General features: G+C 35.1%; 3 protein-coding genes. All 3 read left to right on the plus strand.

Annotated elements, in window-relative coordinates:
* The coding region (locus O0J15_RS21000) for a hypothetical protein (RefSeq protein WP_308306274.1) at positions 1–380 on the plus strand (380 nt) is incomplete at its 5' end.
* A 257-nt stretch (positions 381–637) separates the two neighbouring features.
* Positions 638–793, plus strand: coding sequence for a hypothetical protein (locus O0J15_RS21005; protein ID WP_272133762.1), 156 nt, complete (start codon positions 638–640; stop codon positions 791–793).
* Positions 794–931: 138 nt separating this feature from the next.
* Positions 932–1429, plus strand: a complete 498-nt coding sequence (locus tag O0J15_RS21010; RefSeq protein ID WP_302683796.1) for a hypothetical protein — start codon at positions 932–934, stop codon at positions 1427–1429.
* Positions 1430–1589 lie beyond the last annotated feature (160 nt).

Consider the following 1589-nt stretch of genomic DNA (forward strand, 5'->3'; position numbering starts at 1 on the left):
ATTTTTCTTCTTGCATCCTATTTTCCACTAAGAAGTGGAATGCAAACAACAGGGATCATAGAAACTATCTCTCTAAGCGCTCGTCAGCTCGTAACTTTATAAGAAACCACGCTACCGAGGATGATTTGAACGAATTAGAAGAGCTTATCGCAGAAAGAAGGGAGGCACTCATGACTGAAACAGAGAAAGAAATCAAACAATTAATCGAAGATGTCTATGCAGAAGAATTGAAAGAACAATCTTGGGAAGAAGTCGCTGACATGCTCGATTTTTGGCGAGATAAAGACGGAGGATTGCTAATTGAAGGCCGTAGCATGAAGCCTATTGATGGCGTTGATTATGTAGCCTATGCTGATAATGGCGTAATCTGGGAACGATAAACTGTCCAGATTTCTCAGAAATACGTGGACATAAATAAAAAACTATAAACCTACTAAAACAAAGGGGTTATAGTTTTTATTTTTTGTCATTTTTCGCTGAAATTCTGGAGGCTAGGGAGCAAAGCAGATTGCACTAAAACTGAAGGCTTTTGCCTGTTTAAAATAGTTCCAGAATAAAAAGTTTAAAAAAATGGTAAAAAATACTTGACTACCGCATTTAAATGCGGTATAATAAATAATGTAAGGAGGTGATACAAATGGACAGCCTAGACGAGTGGCTGGCAAGGGTCACAGTTGCAGTAGGGATTGCAGTAGCAATTTCAAAAGAAGCTCGCTCTTGGTACATAGTACATGAAGAGCAAAAGAAAAAAGCGAAAATCGCTCCTAAGTTTCCCAAACGCCGGAAGAGATAATCGCTAAAGGGTAAGAGAGCGAAAGCTCTTCTTTCCTTTTATTTTATAAAAGAGTGAGAGGAAAATCAAGATGAAAATGATTTTATTTGTAGCAATTTTGGCGATTGCTATTGCTTGGTATTCAGGAGATAACAAAAAATGAGTAAAGCAGATTTTAACAAAATCCAAAAATTACTAAAAACTGTAACAGCTTATAGAATTTCTAAAGCCACTGGAATTGGTGACACTACAATCAGCAGATGGGTTACAGGTAAAACACCAATCGAAAAAATGAGTTTAGAAAATGCTATCAAATTAACAAATTATGCGGAGGAGTTAGACATGGAAAACGCAAAACAACTACTTGAAGAAATTAAAAATAACGAAGTATCGTATGCTATTGTAAACGAAGATGGGAAAGTTTATTGCAACAGCGAAACAATCAACATCATGGATATTTATGGTTATGATGGAGAAGATGGTCATTTTTACGGCGTCTATGGTGACGCAGTTGGCGGGCAGATTGATAGTCGTAATGTATCTGATGATGTTATTTTGAAAGCTATTAAACTAATGCTAGGTTTAGGGGAACCTGTAAAACGTTCAGAATTACCTACAGATTCTGATTTCAAAGGTACTTTCTTTTTTGAAGAATAAGTTATGTCCACAATTCTGTCCACCTTTTTAAGAAATTCACAGAAATAAATAAAAATAAAAAAACTATAAACGCTTAATTTTAGTGCATTTATAGTTTTATTTTTTATCATTTAATCTAACAATAAGTTCCATGACGAAATGGTAGCTACCATCCTTATTA

It is taken from the genome of Stenotrophomonas sp. Sm10 (assembly GCF_030985515.1).
GTDB lineage: Bacteria > Pseudomonadota > Gammaproteobacteria > Xanthomonadales > Xanthomonadaceae > Stenotrophomonas > Stenotrophomonas hibiscicola.